Annotated in this window: 16 protein-coding genes; 12 read left to right on the top strand and 4 right to left on the bottom strand. The window is 67.4% G+C overall.

Annotated elements, in window-relative coordinates:
* The first annotated feature begins 179 nt into the window (after positions 1 to 179).
* From ACYQPG_RS12105 to mmsB, 4 genes are all read left to right on the top strand, one after another.
* Positions 180 to 932, top strand: a complete 753-nt coding sequence (locus ACYQPG_RS12105) for an SDR family oxidoreductase (protein ID WP_147905673.1) — start codon at positions 180 to 182, stop codon at positions 930 to 932.
* Between the two features lie 476 nt (positions 933 to 1,408).
* Positions 1,409 to 2,437, top strand: coding sequence for a multiple monosaccharide ABC transporter substrate-binding protein (gene chvE / locus ACYQPG_RS12100; RefSeq protein ID WP_461232462.1), 1,029 nt, complete (start codon positions 1,409 to 1,411; stop codon positions 2,435 to 2,437).
* 99 nt (positions 2,438 to 2,536) lie between these two features.
* A complete protein-coding gene (gene mmsA / locus ACYQPG_RS12095) occupies positions 2,537 to 4,072 on the top strand; it encodes a multiple monosaccharide ABC transporter ATP-binding protein (protein ID WP_419829514.1) in 1,536 nt (511 codons plus the stop codon).
* Positions 4,069 to 5,298: a multiple monosaccharide ABC transporter permease gene (mmsB, locus tag ACYQPG_RS12090; protein ID WP_461231035.1), complete on the top strand. Its 1,230-nt coding sequence runs from the start codon at positions 4,069 to 4,071 to the stop codon at positions 5,296 to 5,298. Before mmsA ends, mmsB begins: the two co-directional genes overlap by 4 nt.
* 34 nt (positions 5,299 to 5,332) lie before the next feature.
* On the opposite strand, the gene ACYQPG_RS12085 is transcribed toward mmsB, so the two are convergent.
* Together ACYQPG_RS12085 and ACYQPG_RS12080 are read right to left on the bottom strand one after the other, a co-directional pair.
* Entirely contained in the window at positions 5,333 to 5,674 is a 342-nt protein-coding gene (locus tag ACYQPG_RS12085; protein WP_147937657.1) for a hypothetical protein, read from the bottom strand.
* Positions 5,675 to 5,788: 114 nt separating this feature from the next.
* Positions 5,789 to 6,760 (bottom strand): polyprenyl synthetase family protein, encoded by a 972-nt coding sequence (locus ACYQPG_RS12080; RefSeq protein ID WP_461231034.1) that lies wholly within the window; start codon positions 6,758 to 6,760, stop codon positions 5,789 to 5,791.
* A 111-nt stretch (positions 6,761 to 6,871) separates the two neighbouring features.
* Between ACYQPG_RS12080 and mtgA the strand changes: the two genes are divergently transcribed.
* Positions 6,872 to 7,567, top strand: a complete 696-nt coding sequence (gene mtgA, locus ACYQPG_RS12075) for a monofunctional biosynthetic peptidoglycan transglycosylase (RefSeq protein WP_419829512.1) — start codon at positions 6,872 to 6,874, stop codon at positions 7,565 to 7,567.
* Here mtgA and ACYQPG_RS12070 read toward each other — a convergent pair.
* Positions 7,545 to 8,111 (bottom strand): hypothetical protein, encoded by a 567-nt coding sequence (locus ACYQPG_RS12070; RefSeq protein WP_461231033.1) that lies wholly within the window; start codon positions 8,109 to 8,111, stop codon positions 7,545 to 7,547. The genes mtgA and ACYQPG_RS12070 overlap by 23 nt on opposite strands.
* Positions 8,112 to 8,663: 552 nt before the next feature.
* Between ACYQPG_RS12070 and ACYQPG_RS12065 the strand changes: the two genes are divergently transcribed.
* The gene (locus ACYQPG_RS12065) at positions 8,664 to 9,284 is read left to right on the top strand and encodes a hypothetical protein (protein WP_461231032.1); all 621 of its coding nucleotides are present in this window, start codon (positions 8,664 to 8,666) and stop codon (positions 9,282 to 9,284) included.
* Between the two features lie 20 nt (positions 9,285 to 9,304).
* Here ACYQPG_RS12065 and ACYQPG_RS12060 read toward each other — a convergent pair whose 3' ends face one another.
* Positions 9,305 to 10,543 (bottom strand): argininosuccinate synthase, encoded by a 1,239-nt coding sequence (locus tag ACYQPG_RS12060; protein ID WP_147937659.1) that lies wholly within the window; start codon positions 10,541 to 10,543, stop codon positions 9,305 to 9,307.
* A gap of 203 nt (positions 10,544 to 10,746) precedes the next feature.
* Here ACYQPG_RS12060 and ACYQPG_RS12055 point away from each other — a divergent pair, with 203 nt between their 5' ends.
* The 6 genes from ACYQPG_RS12055 (at position 10,747) to atpD (ending at position 17,095) form a co-directional block, all read left to right on the top strand.
* Positions 10,747 to 11,373, top strand: coding sequence for a 2-hydroxychromene-2-carboxylate isomerase (locus ACYQPG_RS12055; RefSeq protein WP_147905665.1), 627 nt, complete (start codon positions 10,747 to 10,749; stop codon positions 11,371 to 11,373).
* Positions 11,374 to 11,466: 93 nt separating this feature from the next.
* A complete protein-coding gene (locus ACYQPG_RS12050; protein ID WP_461231031.1) occupies positions 11,467 to 12,159 on the top strand; it encodes a DsbA family protein in 693 nt (230 codons plus the stop codon).
* Positions 12,160 to 12,375: 216 nt separating this feature from the next.
* The gene (locus ACYQPG_RS12045) at positions 12,376 to 12,948 is read left to right on the top strand and encodes a F0F1 ATP synthase subunit delta (protein WP_147937661.1); all 573 of its coding nucleotides are present in this window, start codon (positions 12,376 to 12,378) and stop codon (positions 12,946 to 12,948) included.
* 55 nt (positions 12,949 to 13,003) lie between these two features.
* Positions 13,004 to 14,539, top strand: a complete 1,536-nt coding sequence (gene atpA / locus ACYQPG_RS12040; RefSeq protein WP_147905662.1) for a F0F1 ATP synthase subunit alpha — start codon at positions 13,004 to 13,006, stop codon at positions 14,537 to 14,539.
* A 162-nt stretch (positions 14,540 to 14,701) separates the two neighbouring features.
* On the top strand, positions 14,702 to 15,592 hold the full coding sequence (locus tag ACYQPG_RS12035) for a F0F1 ATP synthase subunit gamma (protein WP_147905661.1): 891 nt from the start codon (positions 14,702 to 14,704) through the stop codon (positions 15,590 to 15,592).
* A gap of 42 nt (positions 15,593 to 15,634) precedes the next feature.
* Positions 15,635 to 17,095 carry a F0F1 ATP synthase subunit beta gene (atpD, locus tag ACYQPG_RS12030; RefSeq protein WP_147854040.1) on the top strand — a complete coding sequence of 487 codons (1,461 nt, stop codon included), beginning with the start codon at positions 15,635 to 15,637 and terminating at the stop codon, positions 17,093 to 17,095.
* Positions 17,096 to 17,239 lie beyond the last annotated feature (144 nt).

Below are 17,239 nucleotides of genomic sequence, written 5' to 3'. Positions count from 1 at the left end.
CGATCGCACCTGTTTCCCGAAAGGCCCGCATCCCGCCGCTCCCGATCCCGCGTACCGTCATCTCCACCATAGCGTGTTGCCGGTCGCTACGGTCCCCATGCATCTGAAACGGATCGCCCTTCGCGCCGCCACGGCGGTCCGGTACAGCCGGGGCAACGTCATGGAACAGGGAGGCGGCGATGTCGGTAGCTGGTCGGATCGCGATCGTGACCGGAGCGGGGACGGGGGTCGGCAAGGCTTCGGCCCTGGCGCTCGCCGGGGCCGGATGGACCGTCGTGCTGTCCGGGCGGCGGCAGGCGCCGCTCGACGAGGTCGCGGCGCGGATCGAGCCCGGCCGCGCCCTCGTGGTGCCCACCGATGTGACCGACCCGGAGTCGATCGCCAACCTGTTCGCGCAGACCAAAGGCCGGTTCGGCCGTCTCGACCTGCTGTTCAACAATGCCGGGATCGGTGCCCCGGCTGTCCCGCTGGAGGATCTGCCGCTCGAGACCTGGCGCCAAGTGATCGACACCAACCTGACGGCGCTGTTCCTGTGCACCCAGCACGCCTTCCGGATCATGCGCGACCAGGATCCCCGCGGCGGCCGGATCATCAACAATGGTTCGATCTCGGCCCATGCCCCGCGGCCGAATTCGATCGCCTACACGGCGACGAAGCACGCCGTGACCGGCCTGACCAAGGCGACTTCGCTGGATGGGCGCGCCTACGACATCGCCTGCGGCCAGATCGATATCGGCAACGCCGACACCCCGATGGGCGGCAAGATGAAGGCCGGCGTCGCGCAGCCCGATGGCTCGACGCGGCCTGAGGCGGTGATGGACCCGGACCATGTCGGCGACGCGGTGCTAATGATGGCGAACCTTCCCCTGGAGGCGAACGTCCAGTTCATGACCGTGATGGCGACCAAGATGCCGTTCGTCGGACGCGGCTGAAATCCCGGGCCGTCGCCTGCCGGCGCGGCCTCGCCCACACGGCGCAACCGCCTTCAACAGCATCCACGCTTTTTCCGTGTGCTCTGCGCGGCGCCGATTGACGCACCGTTTTATAACTCATACAAATCGCTCAACAAAAACGGCCGAGTTACGAACTCGGTCGCGCGCGGGGCGAGGGCCCTCGTAAGCCGTGCGCCGCCTTCGCCAGTTCCGTCACCGGGCGTCCGTCGGACGACCGGGCCGCCGGTGCCGGTGCCGAAGACTGGTAACCGTCCCAACACGTCGGGATCGGCTCGCCGAGGAAGTTCTCGCGCAGAGTTGGCTATAGGGCGCCGATCTGCCGACGACGTCCGTCAATCAAAAAAAGCATTCGCTCAACGCGGCGTGCGCCGATCCGGCGCGCGGGACGACAATACGACCGGGGGGACTTGATGATCACCAAGCAGTCATTCTTGAGGCTCGCGCTCGCTGCCACGATGCTGGCCGGCATCGCCGTGCCGGAGGCGCTCGCCGCCGGCGGCGACCTGATCGGTGTCGCCATGCCGACCAAGTCGTCTCAGCGCTGGATCGACGACGGCAACAACATCGTGAAGCAGCTGTCCGCCAAGGGCTACAAGCCGGACCTGCAATACGCCGACGACGACATCCCGAATCAGCTCGCCCAGATCGAGAACATGCTCACCAAAGGGGCAAAAGTCCTCGTGATCGCGTCGATCGACGGCACGACGCTCAGTGACGTGCTGTTGAAAGCCAAGGATGCCGGCGTCAAGGTCATCGCGTACGACCGCTTGATCAAGGGAACCCCGAACGTCGATTTCTACGCCACGTTCGACAACTTCCAGGTTGGCGTGCAGCAGGCCAACTCGATTGTCGACGCGCTCGGGCTGAAGGACGGCAAGGGCCCGTTCAACATCGAGCTGTTCGGCGGCTCGCCGGACGACAACAACGCCTACTTCTTCTACGACGGCGCGCTGTCGGTGCTGAAGCCGTATATCGACGCGAAGAAACTGGTCGTGCGCTCTGGCCAGGCCGGAATGGACAAGGTCTCGACCCTGCGCTGGGATCCGGCCACCGCCCAGGCACGCATGGATAACCTGCTCTCGGCCTATTACGGCAGTGCCAAGCTCGATGCGGTCCTGTCGCCCTACGATGGCATCTCGATCGGCATCATCTCGTCGCTCAAAGGCGTCGGCTACGGCTCCGGCAGCCTGAAGATGCCGGTGGTCAGCGGCCAGGATGCCGAGCTGCAATCGGTCAAGTCCATCATCGCCGGCGAACAATACTCGACCGTGTTCAAGGATACGCGCGAGCTGGCCAAGGTGACTGTGGCGATGATCGACGCCATCGAGAACGGCAAACAGCCCGAGGTGAACGACACCAAGACCTACAACAACGGCAAGAAGATCGTCCCGTCCTTCCTGCTGAAGCCGGTCGTCGTCACCAAGGACAACTGGAAGCCGGTCCTCGTGGAAACCGGCTACTACACGCTCGACCAGCTGAAATAAGCGCGGCGGGGCCGGGGTCCGGTCCCGATCGATCCTGGCCGATGCCGGCATCCCCGGCATCGGCTGCCGACATCTGAACGACGAGCCGGAATTGGTCGCATGCAGCCCGTCCTCGAAATGCGAGGGATTACGAAGACATTTCCCGGCGTCAAGGCGCTCTCCGACGTCAACTTGACGATCCGGCCGGCCGAGATCCATGCCCTGGTCGGGGAAAACGGCGCCGGAAAGTCGACGCTGATGAAGGTCCTGAGCGGGGTCTACCCGCACGGAACCTACGAGGGCGAGATCCATTACGAGGGCCGCCTCAGCGCGTTTCGGGACATCTCGGACAGCGAGCGCGTCGGGATCGTCATCATCCACCAGGAACTCGCGCTGGTTCCGTTCCTGTCGATCGCCGAGAACATCTTCCTCGGCAACGAGCCGGCCCGGTTCGGCATCATCGACCGGGACCGGATGTTCAGCCGGGCGGTCGACCTCCTGAGGACCGTGGGGCTCGAGGAGAACCCCGAAACGCTGGTCACCCATCTCGGCGTCGGCAAGCAGCAGCTCGTGGAGATCGCCAAGGCGCTCTCGAAGAAGGTGAAGCTGCTCATCCTCGATGAGCCGACCGCGAGCCTGAGCGAAAAGGACAGTGACGCGCTCCTGCGCCTGCTTGTCAGCTTTCGGGAACAGGGTATCGCGTCGATCCTGATCTCCCACAAGCTCAACGAGATCTCCAAGGTCGCCGACCGGATCACGGTTCTGCGCGACGGCACCACGGTCGAGACGCTGGATTGCCGTGACGGCACCGTCGATGAGGACCGAATCATCCGGGGCATGGTCGGCCGCGAGATGGCGAACCGGTATCCGGCCCGCGAGCCGCGGCTCGGCGACGTGATGCTGGAGGTGCGCAACTGGACGGTGCACCACGCCGTCCACGCCGACCGGGCGGTGGTGCGCAACGTCAGCCTCACCGTCCGCAAGGGCGAGATCGTCGGGATCGCCGGCCTGATGGGCTCGGGCCGCACCGAACTCGCCATGAGCCTGTTCGGCCGCGCCTACGGCCAGGGCATCTCGGGCCAAGTCCGGATCGAAGGCCGGGACGCCGACGTCTCGTCCATCGGCAAGGCGATCGCGGCGGGCATCGCCTACGTCACCGAGGACCGCAAGCAGCTCGGCCTCGTGCTCGACGAGACCATCACCAAGAACACCACGCTGGCGAACCTGCCGGGCGTGTCCAGGGCCGCGGTGATCGACGAGGACAAGGAGCGCGGCGTCGCCACCGACTATCGCGCGAAGATGCGCATCCGCTCCTTCGGAGTCGCGCAGCAGACCGTAAACCTGTCCGGCGGCAACCAGCAGAAGGTCGTGCTGAGCAAGTGGCTGTTCACGCACCCCAAGGTGCTGATCCTGGACGAGCCGACTCGGGGCATCGACGTCGGCGCCAAGTACGAAATCTACGCGATCATCAACGAGCTGGCCGAGGGCGGCAAGGGCGTGCTGATGATCTCGTCCGAGATGCCTGAGCTACTCGGCATGTGCGACCGCATCTACGTGATGAACGAGGGGCGTTTCGTGGGTGAGTTCCAGCGCTCGGAGGCGAGCCAGGAGGCGATTATGCGCGCGATCATGCGCTCGAAGGAACTGAACGGATGACCGAGACCTCTGCGGCCAAGACGATGCCCCCCGGTCCCGAGTCCGTCCCGGACGCCAAGCCCGCTGCCGATGCGCGCGCCAAGCGCGGCTTCCTGGGAACCTCGCAGTTCCGGGATTACGGGCTGGTGATCGCCCTGCTGCTGATCACGCTGTTCTTCGAGTACACGACGAACGGCGTGCTGTTCCAGCCGCTCAACCTGACCAACCTGATCCTGCAGAACAGCTACGTCGTCGTGATGGCGCTGGGCATGCTGCTGGTCATCGTGGCCGGCCATATCGACCTGTCGATCGGCTCGATCGTCGGCTTCGTCGGCGCCCTGGCGGCCCTGCTCATGGTGCATTACGGCATCGACCCGTTCACCGCGACCATCGTGTGCCTCGCGGTCGGCGCCGCCATCGGCGGCCTGCAGGGCGCGTTCGTGGCGTATCTCGGGATCCCGAGCTTCATCGTCACCCTCGCCGGCATGCTGGTGTTCCGGGGCCTGACGCTCGCGCTGTTGCAGGGCGCCTCGATCGGGCCGTTCCCGGAGGTGTTCCAGCTCCTTTCCAAAGGCTTCCTGGTCAACTTCGCCGGGCCCTGGACCGCGATGCTGATGGGGCTCGTGCTCGCGCTCCTCCTGCTCGGCATGAACTGGCAGCGCCGCGCCGTTCAGGTCCGCCACGGAAGCTCGCCGGACAGCCTGGCCTCGTTCATCGCCCGCAACGGCATTATCACCGCGGTGATCCTGGCCTTCGCGTACCAGATGAGTTCGTATCGCGGCCTGCCGAACGTGTTGCTGGTCATGTTCGTGCTGGTGATGATCTACCGCTTCGTCACCACCCGCACGACGATCGGGCGGCGCATCTGCGCGCTGGGCGGCAACATCAAGGCCGCACGCCTGTCGGGCATCAAGACCGAGCGGCTCACCTTCCTGACCTTCGCCAACATGGGCGCCCTCGCCGGGCTCGCCGGCATGATCTTCGCCGCGCGCCTCAACACCGCGACCCCGAAGGCCGGCGTCGGGTTCGAGCTCGACGTGATCGCGGCCTGCTTCATCGGCGGCGCCTCGGCCGCGGGCGGCATCGGCAAGGTTTCGGGGGTCGTCATCGGGGCGTTCATCATCGGCGTGATGAACAACGGCATGTCGATCCTCGGGATCGGCATCGACTACCAGCAAGTCATCAAGGGTATCGTGCTGCTCGCGGCTGTCTGCCTCGACGTCTACAACAAGAAGAACCGGGCCTGACGCGACAAGGCTGCTGCTCCCCGGCGGCAAGGGCTCAAGACGTCCGCCCAGGCTGCAGGTCGTCGCTGCGCTCCGGCTGGGTTGGCGGCGCGGGGGGCTGCACGACCTGGGCCATGAGCAGCCGGTGGGGCTGCGGTCCCGACAGCGGGTCGATGGTTCGCGGCTCGGGCACCGGCGGACGCAACGGCGGCGCGGGTGTACGCCGCGCCGGCCTCTTCGGAGCCGGCAGCGCGGAGAAGCCGACACACAGGACGAGGCACGACAGACCGGTCAGGACACCCTCCACGGAGGGGTCCGTGCGAGTCATCAGATAGCCAAGGCCGCCGAGACCCGAGCCGGCGGCCAGGATGCGGGAGAGCGACGGGTAGGCGGGCATGCCCGACGGTCGCGTCCGCGTCCTTGCCGGGCGGTCAAACCGATCCGTTCAATTGTCGCGAGCCGGCCGGCCCTGCGCCGAGCGCATGCGCAGCACCGGTTTGCGGGAAGCGGTTCAGGTCTTGCGCGCCACCGTGAAGCGAGCGGCGTCCCGCAAGGTCCGGGCGCCCTCGCCCCAGAGCGCCACAGCATCCTCGCAGACGCCGACCAGACGGTCGCACTCGGCCCGGGCGCCGTCCAGGCCCAGGCGATCCACCAGGGTCGCCTTGCCGGCGTCCTTGTCCTTGCCGGTGGCCTTGCCCATCGCCTCGGGCGAGGCTTCCCGGTCGAGGATGTCGTCGGCAATCTGGAACGCCTGGCCCAGTGCCAGACCATAGCGCAGCAGCGCCGCCTGCTGACCCTCGTCGGCCCCGCCGACGATCGCGCCGGCTTCCACCGAGAAGGCCAGGATTGCGCCGGTCTTCATCGCCTGCATCCGCAGGGTGTCGTCCACGTCCATGGTGGCGGCGCCGAACCGCCCTTCGGCGGTGAGGTCGAGGAGCTGGCCGCCGACCATTCCGCCGAGGCCTGAGGCGCGGGCGAGCCCGAGCACGAGGTCGGCGCGGATTCGCGCGTCCGGCTGCCAGGTCGGGTCGGCGACGATCTCGAAGGCGAGCGTCTGCAGCGCGTCGCCCACCAAGATGGCGGTCGCCTCGTCGTAGGCCTTGTGCACCGTCGGCTTGCCGCGGCGCATGTCGTCGTCGTCCATGGCCGGGAGGTCGTCGTGCACGAGGCTGTAGCAATGCACCAGTTCGATACCGGCGCCGGCCGCGAGCGCTGCGGCCTCCGAGCCACCGAGCATCCGGGCGGTCTCGATGGCCAGGAACGGGCGCAGGCGCTTGCCGCCGCCCAGCACCGCGTGCCGCATCGCCTCCATCAGGCGCGGCGGCCGGGCGATCTCGCCGGGGCCGACCTCTGGTCCGAGGCGCTCGACCAGGAAGGTCTCGACCGTCTCGGCGACCTGCGTCAGCCTGTGGGAAAACCCGGCGGCGGGAGTGGCCGTCTTGACCGAACCGGTCTGAGCCTGCGTTGAGGGTATCGAGGTCATCGGGCGCTGCGTCCGGTCTTGGCCTGGCGAAATCAATCGGGCGTCGCTTTGCGCGGAGATGAAATCAAGATCAACCGAACCGGACCCAGGCGGATCGCGGCGGAGCGCGCCTTGCCACGCGCTCGCCCAAGGCGGTCCCGCCGTGTGCGCCGGATCGTGGGAGCGCTCCTGCTGCTCCCCGCCGTCGGATTCATCTCCACGCTCACGCTGGCGCTCGTCTATAGCGCGGTGACGCCGCCGTCGACTCTGATGCTCGGACGCTGGTTGACGCTTCAGCCCGTGAGCCGGGACGCGGTGCCGCTCTCGGCGATCGCGCCGGCGCTGCCCCAAGCGGTGATCGCCTCGGAGGACCAGCGTTTCTGCCTCGATTACGGCGTCGATTTCGGGGCCATCCGCGAGGTCGTGGAGGACGAGGATTCGCCGAGCCGAGGCGCCTCGACCATCGCCATGCAGACGGTGAAGAACGTCTTCCTGTGGCCGGGCCGGTCCTACATCCGCAAGGCGTTCGAGATCCCGCTCGCGCTGGCGCTGGACGCCCTCTGGGGCAAACGGCGGATGATGGAAATCTATCTCAACATCGCCGAATGGGGCGACGGCATCTACGGCGCGCAGGCGGCGAGCCGCCACTGGTTCGGCAAGGACGCGAGCCGGCTGAGCCGGGGAGAAGCCGCCCTTCTGGCCGCCGTGCTGCCGAACCCGATCACCCGCAGCGCCGGCCGCCCCTCCCCCGGGGTCCGCCGCCGCGCCGCGCAGATCCAGGCCATGATGGGACAGATCGAAGGGCTTACGGGCTGTCTCCGGCGATGACGGTCTCCCGTGCTTCGGTGCTGGTCCTGATCGACGCAAGCATGCGCCGTCGCAAGAAACCGCTGACGGGGCGGATCAGCAGCCAATACGGCATGAACATCAGCCGCGCGGCGCGGCTCGCGCAGAAGACGCGGGTCTCGGTGACGAGCCGGGTCCGGCCGTCGGGGTCACGCCGGGTTTGGAAGGCAAGGGCGAGTTTCGCGATGTGCGTCGCATCGCAGGCCACGAACGCGGCGTCGTCGGCGATCGTCTCGAGCCCGTAATCCGGTCGCCAGAACCGGCCGACCAACCCATAGACGATCTCGCTCTCGCTCCGGCCGAGGAGCGTGAAGTCGTCGAAGCCGAATTGCGGACGCACCGCATCCGGCTTGCCAAGGACGCGCATCGGCCATTCCCGCAGGCCGATCATGAGCCGAAAGAATCGATCCGAATCCGGTCGATAGGCGGCAACGCGGTCGAGGATCGCGGCAGGTTCGGCAGCCACCAGGCAGGCATGCATCTCGCTGAACTGGTAGGTCGGCAGGTATCGGTCGAGGAGGCGCATGCCGGTGTCAGGTAGGTTCCGCTGAATGTGTTTGAGCCGATCGTCCCGCACAGTCATCGCGAGTGCAGCGAAGCGACCAAGTACAGCGCGCGCTCCCCGAACGAGGCGCTATCCTCGCTTGCTTCGCTGCGCTCGCGATGACCGCGTCGGTCGCCTCAAGCCTATCAATCGGAGACCACATTGGCCGCCAATCCTGTGCGTCCGGCTGGTTGCGTTCGACCATACAATCGTCGCTGACGCGTGGCCAATTCAAGAAAAAATTATCCCGGCGCCCGCCCTGCGGCACCAGTACGCGGCTGCGGCCGATCTTGAGGATATCGACACGCCGTACGTCGACTGGAAAGGCCACAGCTTCAGGAAGCAACACCAACGGATCGTGATCGCAGGTGTGGACGGTCGAACCGGCCATGTGCATCCCCGATTCGCGAAATCAAACCCCATCTATGAGTGATCGGACGCAATGCGGGAACAAGGCCGTACCGGGCGGTAGCAGCCTCCGAATCGGCTCTGTAAGAGAGGCGCCAGAACCACGACATCTGGGACCGACCGACCATGAACGACGCCGTCTACGACCTCACCCTCGAGCGCATCGCCCTGATTCGCCGGATGGTGGTCGCCTGGAACGGCGCCGAGCCCGGCGCGCCGATGATTCACCCGGAGGCGCCCTACGGCAGCCACGACCGGGACGGCGACATCGCCAACGTCACCGGGGACGACGACGGCGCCGAGGAGGAGCATCGGGCGCTCGAGGATGGGATTGCGGTTTTCTCGCAGAACGCGAAGCTCAAGCCCGGCCGCTACCAATATCACAACCCGCTCGCCAAGCTGGATTGCGCGGCGATCACCGACGTATTCCGGGATGCCGCCACCGGCGAGACGCCGGAGCACATCACCTTCGCGGTGACGGACGCGCATCTCGCGCTGATCCCGCAGCTCAACCACGTCTGGGACGCGGAACACGGCGTGCCGCGCATCGACCTGGAGCGGCCCTATGGCGGGACGGGACCGTACACGCACGCCATGGGGCAGCACATCGGCGGCGCCACCAATGACGACAGCCTGGCCCGGCTTCACCGCGAGATGCAGCCGGCCTTCCAGATCTTCCTGCGCTACGCCGATCTCGGGCCCGGCCCGTTCCGCAGGAATGCCGCATCGGTCTGGGAGCCCGCCTGAGCGAGGCCCCCGGGGGCCGCTCAGGCGTCCCGCTTCTTGCGCTGCGCCAGGGTGCGCAGCCGGAGCGCGTTCAGCTTGATGAAGCCCGCGGCGTCGCGGTGATCATAGGCCACGGCGCCTTCCTCGAACGTCACGAGGTCCTGATCGTAGAGCGAGTGCGGGCTCTCGCGGCCGATCACGTGGACGCCGCCCTTGTAGAGCTTCAGCCGCACCGTGCCCGTGACCTTCTCCTGGCTCTTGTCGATCAGCGCCTGGATCATCTCGCGCTCAGGCGAGAACCAGAAGCCGTTGTAGATCAGCTCCGCGTATTGCGGCATCAGCTGGTCCTTGAGGTGGGCCGCGCCACGGTCGAGCGTGATCGATTCGATCGCCCGGTGGGCCGGCAGCAGGATCGTGCCGCCCGGCGTCTCGTACATGCCGCGGCTCTTCATGCCGACGAAGCGGTTCTCCACGAGGTCGAGCCGGCCGATGCCGTTGTCGTGGCCGAGCTGGTTGAGCTTGGCCAGCAGGCTCGCGGGCGACAGGGCCTCGCCGTCGATCGAGACCGCGTCACCCCTCTCGAACCCGATGGTGATGATGGTCGGCGTGTCCGGCGCCTGCTCCGGGGAGATCGTCCGGGAGAAGACGTAGTCCGGCACCTCGACGGCCGGATCCTCTAGCACCTTGCCCTCCGAGGAGGCGTGCAGAAGGTTGGCATCCACCGAGAACGGGCTCTCGCCGCGCTTGTCCTTGGCGATCGGGATCTGGTGCTGCTCGGCGAAGGCGATCAGCTGCTCGCGCGAGCGCAGGTCCCACTCGCGCCAGGGGGCGATCACCGTGACGTCGGGCTTCAGCGCGTAGTAGCCGAGCTCGAACCGGACCTGATCGTTACCCTTGCCGGTGGCGCCGTGGCAGACCGCGTCGGCCCCGACCTTCTCGGCGATCTCGATCTGCTTCTTGGCGATCAGCGGCCGCGCGATCGAGGTGCCCAGCAGGTACACCCCCTCGTAGACCGCGTTGGCCCGGAACATCGGGAACACGTAGTCCCGTACGAACTCCTCGCGCAGGTCCTCGATGTAGATGTTCTCGGGCTTGATGCCGAGCAGCTCCGCCTTGCGGCGGGCGGGCTCCAGTTCCTCGCCCTGGCCGAGATCGGCCGTGAAGGTGATGACCTCGCAGCCGTAGGTGGTCTGCAGCCACTTCAGGATGATGGAGGTGTCGAGGCCGCCGGAATAGGCCAGCACCACCTTCTTCACGGGGCTCTTCGCGGGATCGGACATGCTGGTTCCGGAACTGGTGCAGGGTGTCGGCGGCTTATCGCGGGCATCATCGGCCTGCAACCGGCGTGCCGCCTCGCGCGTAGCCTGTTGCCGGACGATCGACAGCGTTTCGCCTCATGACGGCCTTGCGGCCGTGTGAGGCACGGCGCGGCGCGGGCATTGCCTGATCCCGGCCGCACGAGAGCATCGGAGAAGCGAAATCTATGGCGCGCCAGCCAACCTTGGAGTTCTGGTACGAATTCGCCTCCTCGTATTCCTATCTGGCGGCGATGCGGATCGAGGCGGCCGCCGCCGATGCGGGCGTGACCGTGCGCTGGCGGCCGTTCCTGGTCGGGCCGCTCTTCGCGGCGCAGGGCTGGACGACGTCGCCGTTCAACCTCTATCCGGCCAAGGGCAAGAACATGTGGCGCGACGTGGAGCGCGAGGCCGCCCGACTCGGCCTGCCGCCGCTCACCCGTCCGGCCCAGTTTCCGCAGAACAGCCTCAGCGCGGTGCGCGCCGCGGTCTACGGGCACGACCAGGATTGGCTGGTGCCGTTCTCGAAGGCGGTCTTCACCGCGAGCTTCGCCGAAGGGCGTTCCATCGCCGAGCCGTCCGCGGTGGTCGAGATCCTCGATTCGCTCGGTCTCGACGGCACCCAGACGGTGCGTGCCGCCGCCGGCGAGGCCAACAAGACCCGGCTCCGGGTCAGCGTCGAGGAGGCGCGGTCCCGCGGCATCTACGGCGCCCCGACCTTCCTGGCCGATGACGGCGAGCTGTTCTGGGGCAACGACCGTCTGGACCAGGCCCTGGCCTGGGCGGTTGGCGACCGCCCGGCCGGGATCCGGTAGGGCGGCGTTCACGAACCGGCATCATCTGTCGGCGCAAGTTCCTGTTCCGGCCCCGCTCCGGCCGAACGATCCCCTCTGTCCCGCACGGATTCCATGGCGCTGTCCCGTCGTCACCTCATCGCCGCCGCGGCCGGCGCGTCCCTGGGCGCCGGGCTCGGGCACGCGGCCGCGCAATCCTACGGCCAGCGCGTCGCGGTGACCGGCGATGATGGCCGGCCGGTCGCGAACTCGATCCTGCCGGGTGAGATCACCGGGCAGATCCCGGGCCTGCGCGGGGTCACCTATGCGGGGCCGCGCGAGGCCCAGACCACGCTCTACGAGTTCTTCGACTTCAACTGCCCGTACTGCCGAAAGGCCGCGGCCGATGTGGTGGCGCTGCACGAATCGGATCCGGACCTGCGTGTCGGCCTGGTCAACAATCCGATCCTGTCGCCGCAATCCGCTCAGGCCGCAAAGGTGATGCTGGCCGTCCAGCGCAAGCTCGGCGCTGCGGCGGCCTGGGGATTCTACCGGACGCTGCTGAGCAAGCCCGGTCGCATCGACGGACCCGGCGCCCTGACGGCCGCGGCCGCGCTCGGCATCCCGCAGGCGGACGTCGAGGCGATCGCCGACAGGGAGGAGGTCCGGCTGGCGCTCAAGAGCCAGATGCGGATGGCGGCCGACCTCGGCCTCTACGCGACGCCCTCGTACGTCCTGGGCAACAGCGGGATCCTCGGTCACCCCGGCGCCAACGCCATGGCGAAGATGATCGCCAGCACGCGGCGGTGTGATCGCCTGGCCTGCTGAGGCCGGCTGCGTCACACTTCCGCCGCCGTAGCGCGCAGAGCCGCGCCGGTCCGTGTTGCGTGCGGCCATGCTGGCATGCTAGGCGGTCGCCGCGCCACAAGGGCTGGTCCTGGACCGTTCCCATTGCTGGCGCGATCCCACGTCCCGAACGGTATCCGCACCGTGCTCCCGGCCGGAGCGCGCGGATCGGGCGGGCAACAGAGAAGAGAGCGACGGGTGGCGCAGAACGGTTCCGAGGCTGGTCCCCTGGTCGCAGGCGTGGCGGGCCGGTACGCTTCCGCCCTCTTCGAGCTCGCGCGTGACGAGCGCCAGGTCGACGCAGTCGCCGAAGCACTCAATCAATTCGATGGCCTGCTGAAGGAGAGCGCGGACCTGCGTCGCCTCGTCCGCAGCCCGGCCTTCACCCCCAACGAGCAGGTCGCCGCCATCGGTGCCGTGCTCGACCGCGCCGGGATCGGCGGACTGGCCGGCAACTTCATCCGGCTCGCGGCCTCGAACCGGCGCCTCTTCGCCCTGCCGGGCATGATCCGCGCCTTCCGGTCTCTGGTCCAGGACTCGAGGGGCGTCGTGCGCGCCGAGGTGCGAGTGGCCGAACGGCCGTCCGACGCGCTGATCGAGGAGATCAAGGCGTCCCTGCGCGACATCGCCAAGTCCGACGTGGACGTCGATCTGGTCATCGATCCGAGCCTGATCGGCGGCCTCGTCGTCCGGATGGGCTCGCGCATGATCGACGCGTCCCTGAAGACCAAGCTCAACGGTATCCGCCTCGCGATGCGGGCCGCGCGGTAAGCGCGCCCCCATCCGATCCGAACATGCACTGACGATTTAGCGACAGAGGCCGAGTATGGACATCCGCGCCGCCGAGATCTCCGCGATCCTGAAGGACCAGATCAAGAACTTCGGCGAAGAGGCCGAGGTCTCCGAGGTTGGGCAGGTCCTGTCCGTTGGTGACGGCATCGCCCGCGCCTACGGCCTCGACAACGTCCAGGCCGGTGAGATGGTTGAGTTCGAGTCGGGCGTGCGCGGCATGGCGCTCAACCTCGAGCAGGACAACGTCGGCATCGTGATCTTCGGCTCCGACCGTGAGATCAAGGAAGGCCAGACCGTCAAGCGTACCGGCGCCATCGTGGACGTGCCGGTCGGCAAGGGCCTGCTCGGCCGCGTGGTCGACGGCCTCGGCAACCCGATCGACGGCAAGGGCCCGATCGAGTCCACCGAGCGTCGCCGCGTCGACGTGAAGGCGCCGGGCATTATTCCGCGCAAGTCGGTGCACGAGCCGATGGCCACGGGCCTGAAGGCGATCGACGCCCTCATCCCGGTCGGCCGCGGCCAGCGCGAGCTGATCATCGGCGATCGCCAGACCGGCAAGACCGCCATCGCCCTCGACACCATCCTGAACCAGAAGCCCGGCCACGCCGCCGGCGGCGACGAGAAGGCCAAGCTCTTCTGCATCTACGTGGCCATCGGACAGAAGCGCTCCACGGTCGCCCAGTTCGTGAAGGTGCTCGAGGACCAGGGCGCCCTGGAATACTCGATCGTCATCGCCGCCACCGCCTCGGACGCCGCGCCGATGCAGTTCATCGCGCCGTTCGCCGGCTGCGCCATGGGCGAGTATTTCCGCGACAACGGCATGCACGCCGTGATCGTGTATGACGATCTGTCCAAGCAGGCCGTCGCCTACCGCCAGATGTCGCTGCTGCTGCGCCGCCCGCCGGGCCGTGAGGCTTATCCGGGCGACGTGTTCTACCTCCACAGCCGCCTGCTTGAGCGCGCCGCCAAGATGGGCGACGCCGCCGGCAACGGCTCGCTGACCGCGCTCCCGGTCATCGAGACCCAGGCCAACGACGTCTCGGCCTACATCCCGACCAACGTGATCTCGATCACCGACGGCCAGATCTTCCTCGAGACCGACCTGTTCTACCAGGGCATCCGCCCGGCGGTGAACGTCGGCCTCTCGGTGTCGCGGGTGGGCTCCTCGGCCCAGACCAAGGCGATGAAAAAGGTCGCCGGCAAGATCAAGGGCGAGCTGGCGCAGTACCGCGAGATGGCGGCCTTCGCGCAGTTCGGCTCCGATCTCGACGCCTCGACCCAGCAGCTCCTGAACCGCGGCTCGCGGCTCACCGAGCTCCTGAAGCAGCCGCAATTCTCGCCGCTGAAGATGGAAGAGCAGGTTGCGGTGATCTACGCCGGCGTGAACGGCTACCTGGACAAGCTGCCGGTCAACAAAATCCGCGCGTTCGAGGACAGCCTGCTCAGCACGCTGCGCACGAAGCATCAGGACCTGCTCGGCGCCATCGCCACCTCGAAGGACCTGTCGGACGAGAGCGCCGGCAAGCTGAAGAGCGTGGTCGAGGGCGTGGCCAAGTCGATCGGCAACTGATCCGACACGAACCTTGCGACCTCCCCGCGTACGGTGGGGAGGGACGGGGTTGGACGCCGGTGCTGACCGCACCGTCGGGCGCTTGACCCGGCACCACCCCCACCTTCGGCTCCTTCCCACATGGGGGAGGAGAGGCCCTGGAACGGATCTGGACGCGGCCCGATGGCGAGTTTGAAGGACCTGCGCAACCGCATCACCTCGGTGAAGGCGACGCAGAAGATCACCAAGGCCATGCAGATGGTCGCGGCCGCCAAGCTGCGCCGGGCGCAGATGGCCGCCGAGGCCGGCCGTCCCTTCGCGGAAAAGATGGCCCAGGTGCTCGGCAACCTGGCGGGCAACCTGGTCGGTGGCGTGGGCGCCCCGAAGCTGCTCTCCGGGACCGGCGCCGATCAGACCCATCTTCTGGTCGTCTGCACCGGCGATCGCGGCCTCTGCGGCGCGTTCAACTCCTCGATCGTCCGCTTGGCGGTCCGGGAATACATTCTGAAGCTCACCGCCGAGGGCAAGACCGTCAAGATCATGACGGTCGGCAAGAAGGGCAACGACCAGCTGCGGCGCCTGTATCGCGACCAGATCGTCGAGAGCATGGATATCCGCGGCAACCGCCCGGTGGACTACGAGTTCGCCGCCGAGATCGCCAGCAAGATCCTGACGCGCTTCGAAGCCGGCGAGTTCGACGTCGCGACCCTGTTCTACTCCGAATTCCGGTCGGTGATCTCGCAGATCCCCACCGCGCAGCGGCTGATCCCGGCGGAACTGCCGGCGGTCGATACCTCTGCGAAGGCTGGGATCGGCAACGCCGCGCTGGAATTCGAGCCGTCCGAGGAGGCGATCCTGGAGACGCTCCTGCCGAAGAACCTCACCGTGCAGGTCTATCGGGCGCTCCTGGAGAACGCGGCATCCGAGCAGGGGGCGCGCATGAGCGCCATGGACTCGGCAACCCGCAACGCCGGCGAGATGATCAAGAAGCAGACGCTGATCTACAACCGTACGCGTCAGGCCATGATCACCAAAGAACTCATCGAGATCATCTCGGGCGCGGAAGCTCTCTGAGGCACCGCGACCTGAACGCACAGCTTGAAGGGTAGGTTTACAATGGCGAACACCGCAATCCCCGGCGCCGGCTCCAACAAGGTCGGCAAGATCATCCAGGTCATCGGCCCCGTGGTCGACGTGCAGTTCAGCGACGGCCACCTGCCGGAGATCCTGAACGCCCTGGAAACCAAGAACAACGGCGCCCGCCTCGTTCTCGAAGTCGCCCAGCAGCTCGGCGAGAGCACCGTCCGCTGCGTCGCCATGGACACGTCCGAGGGCCTCACCCGCGGTCAGGAGTGCACGGACACCGGCGAGCCGATCAAGGTTCCGGTGGGCATGAACACCCTCGGCCGGATCATGAACGTCATCGGCGAGCCCATCGACGAGGCTGGCCCGGTGGTGTGTGACACCTACCGCGCCATCCACCAGCCGGCCCCGTCCTACGCCGACCAGTCGACCGAGGCGCAGATCCTGGTGACCGGCATCAAGGTCGTCGACCTGCTCGCCCCCTACGCGAAGGGCGGAAAGATCGGCCTGTTCGGCGGCGCCGGCGTCGGCAAGACCGTGCTGATCATGGAGCTGATCAACAACATCGCGAAGGTGCACTCGGGCTACTCGGTGTTCGCCGGCGTCGGTGAGCGTACGCGTGAGGGCAACGATCTCTACCACGAGATGATCGAGTCCAAGGTGAACCTGGACCCGAAGGAGAATGGCGGCTCGGCCGCGGGCTCCAAGTGCGCCCTGGTCTACGGTCAGATGAACGAGTCGCCCGGCGCCCGCTCGCGGGTCGCGCTCACCGGCCTGACCATCGCGGAGCAGTTCCGCGACGAAGGCCAGGACGTGCTGTTCTTCGTGGACAACATCTTCCGCTTCACGCAGGCCGGTTCCGAGGTGTCGGCGCTTCTCGGCCGCATCCCGTCGGCCGTCGGCTATCAGCCGACGCTCGCCACGGACATGGGCGCGCTGCAGGAGCGCATCACCACCACCAACAAGGGTTCGATCACCTCGGTGCAGGCGATCTACGTGCCGGCCGACGATCTGACCGACCCGGCGCCCGCCGCCTCGTTCGCCCACCTCGACGCCACGACGGTGCTGTCGCGCTCGATCGCCGAGAAGGGCATCTACCCGGCCGTGGATCCGCTGGATTCGACCTCGCGCATGCTGTCGCCGGCCATCCTCGGTGAGGAGCACTACGACGTCGCCCGCCGGGTGCAGCAGACCCTGCAGCGCTACAAGGCGCTCCAGGACATCATCGCGATCCTGGGCATGGACGAGCTGTCCGAGGAGGATAAGCTCACTGTCGCCCGCGCCCGCAAGATCGAGCGCTTCTTCTCGCAGCCCTTCTCGGTGGCCGAGGTGTTCACCGGCTCGCCGGGCGTGCAGGTACAGTTGGAAGACACCATCAAGGGCTTCAAGGGCCTGGTGAACGGCGACTACGACGACCTGCCGGAGGCTGCCTTCTACATGGTTGGCACGATCGAGCAGGCTCAGGAGAAGGCCAAGAAGCTCAAGGCCGCGTAAGGCCCGCCAACCCCCTCCCCCTCGCGGGGAGGGGCCGGGGTGGGATGGCCGCGGCGAGGCTCGCCGGTGCTGTCCGAACCACCCCACTTCCACCTGCGCCCCACGATGGGGCGGAGAGCGCGTTGCGGTTCCGGGATCGTCCTG

The organism is Methylobacterium sp. CM6246 (assembly GCF_054818005.1).
The sequence above is the reverse complement of the archived record's forward strand: the minus strand, read 5'-3'. Positions and strand labels throughout refer to the sequence as shown.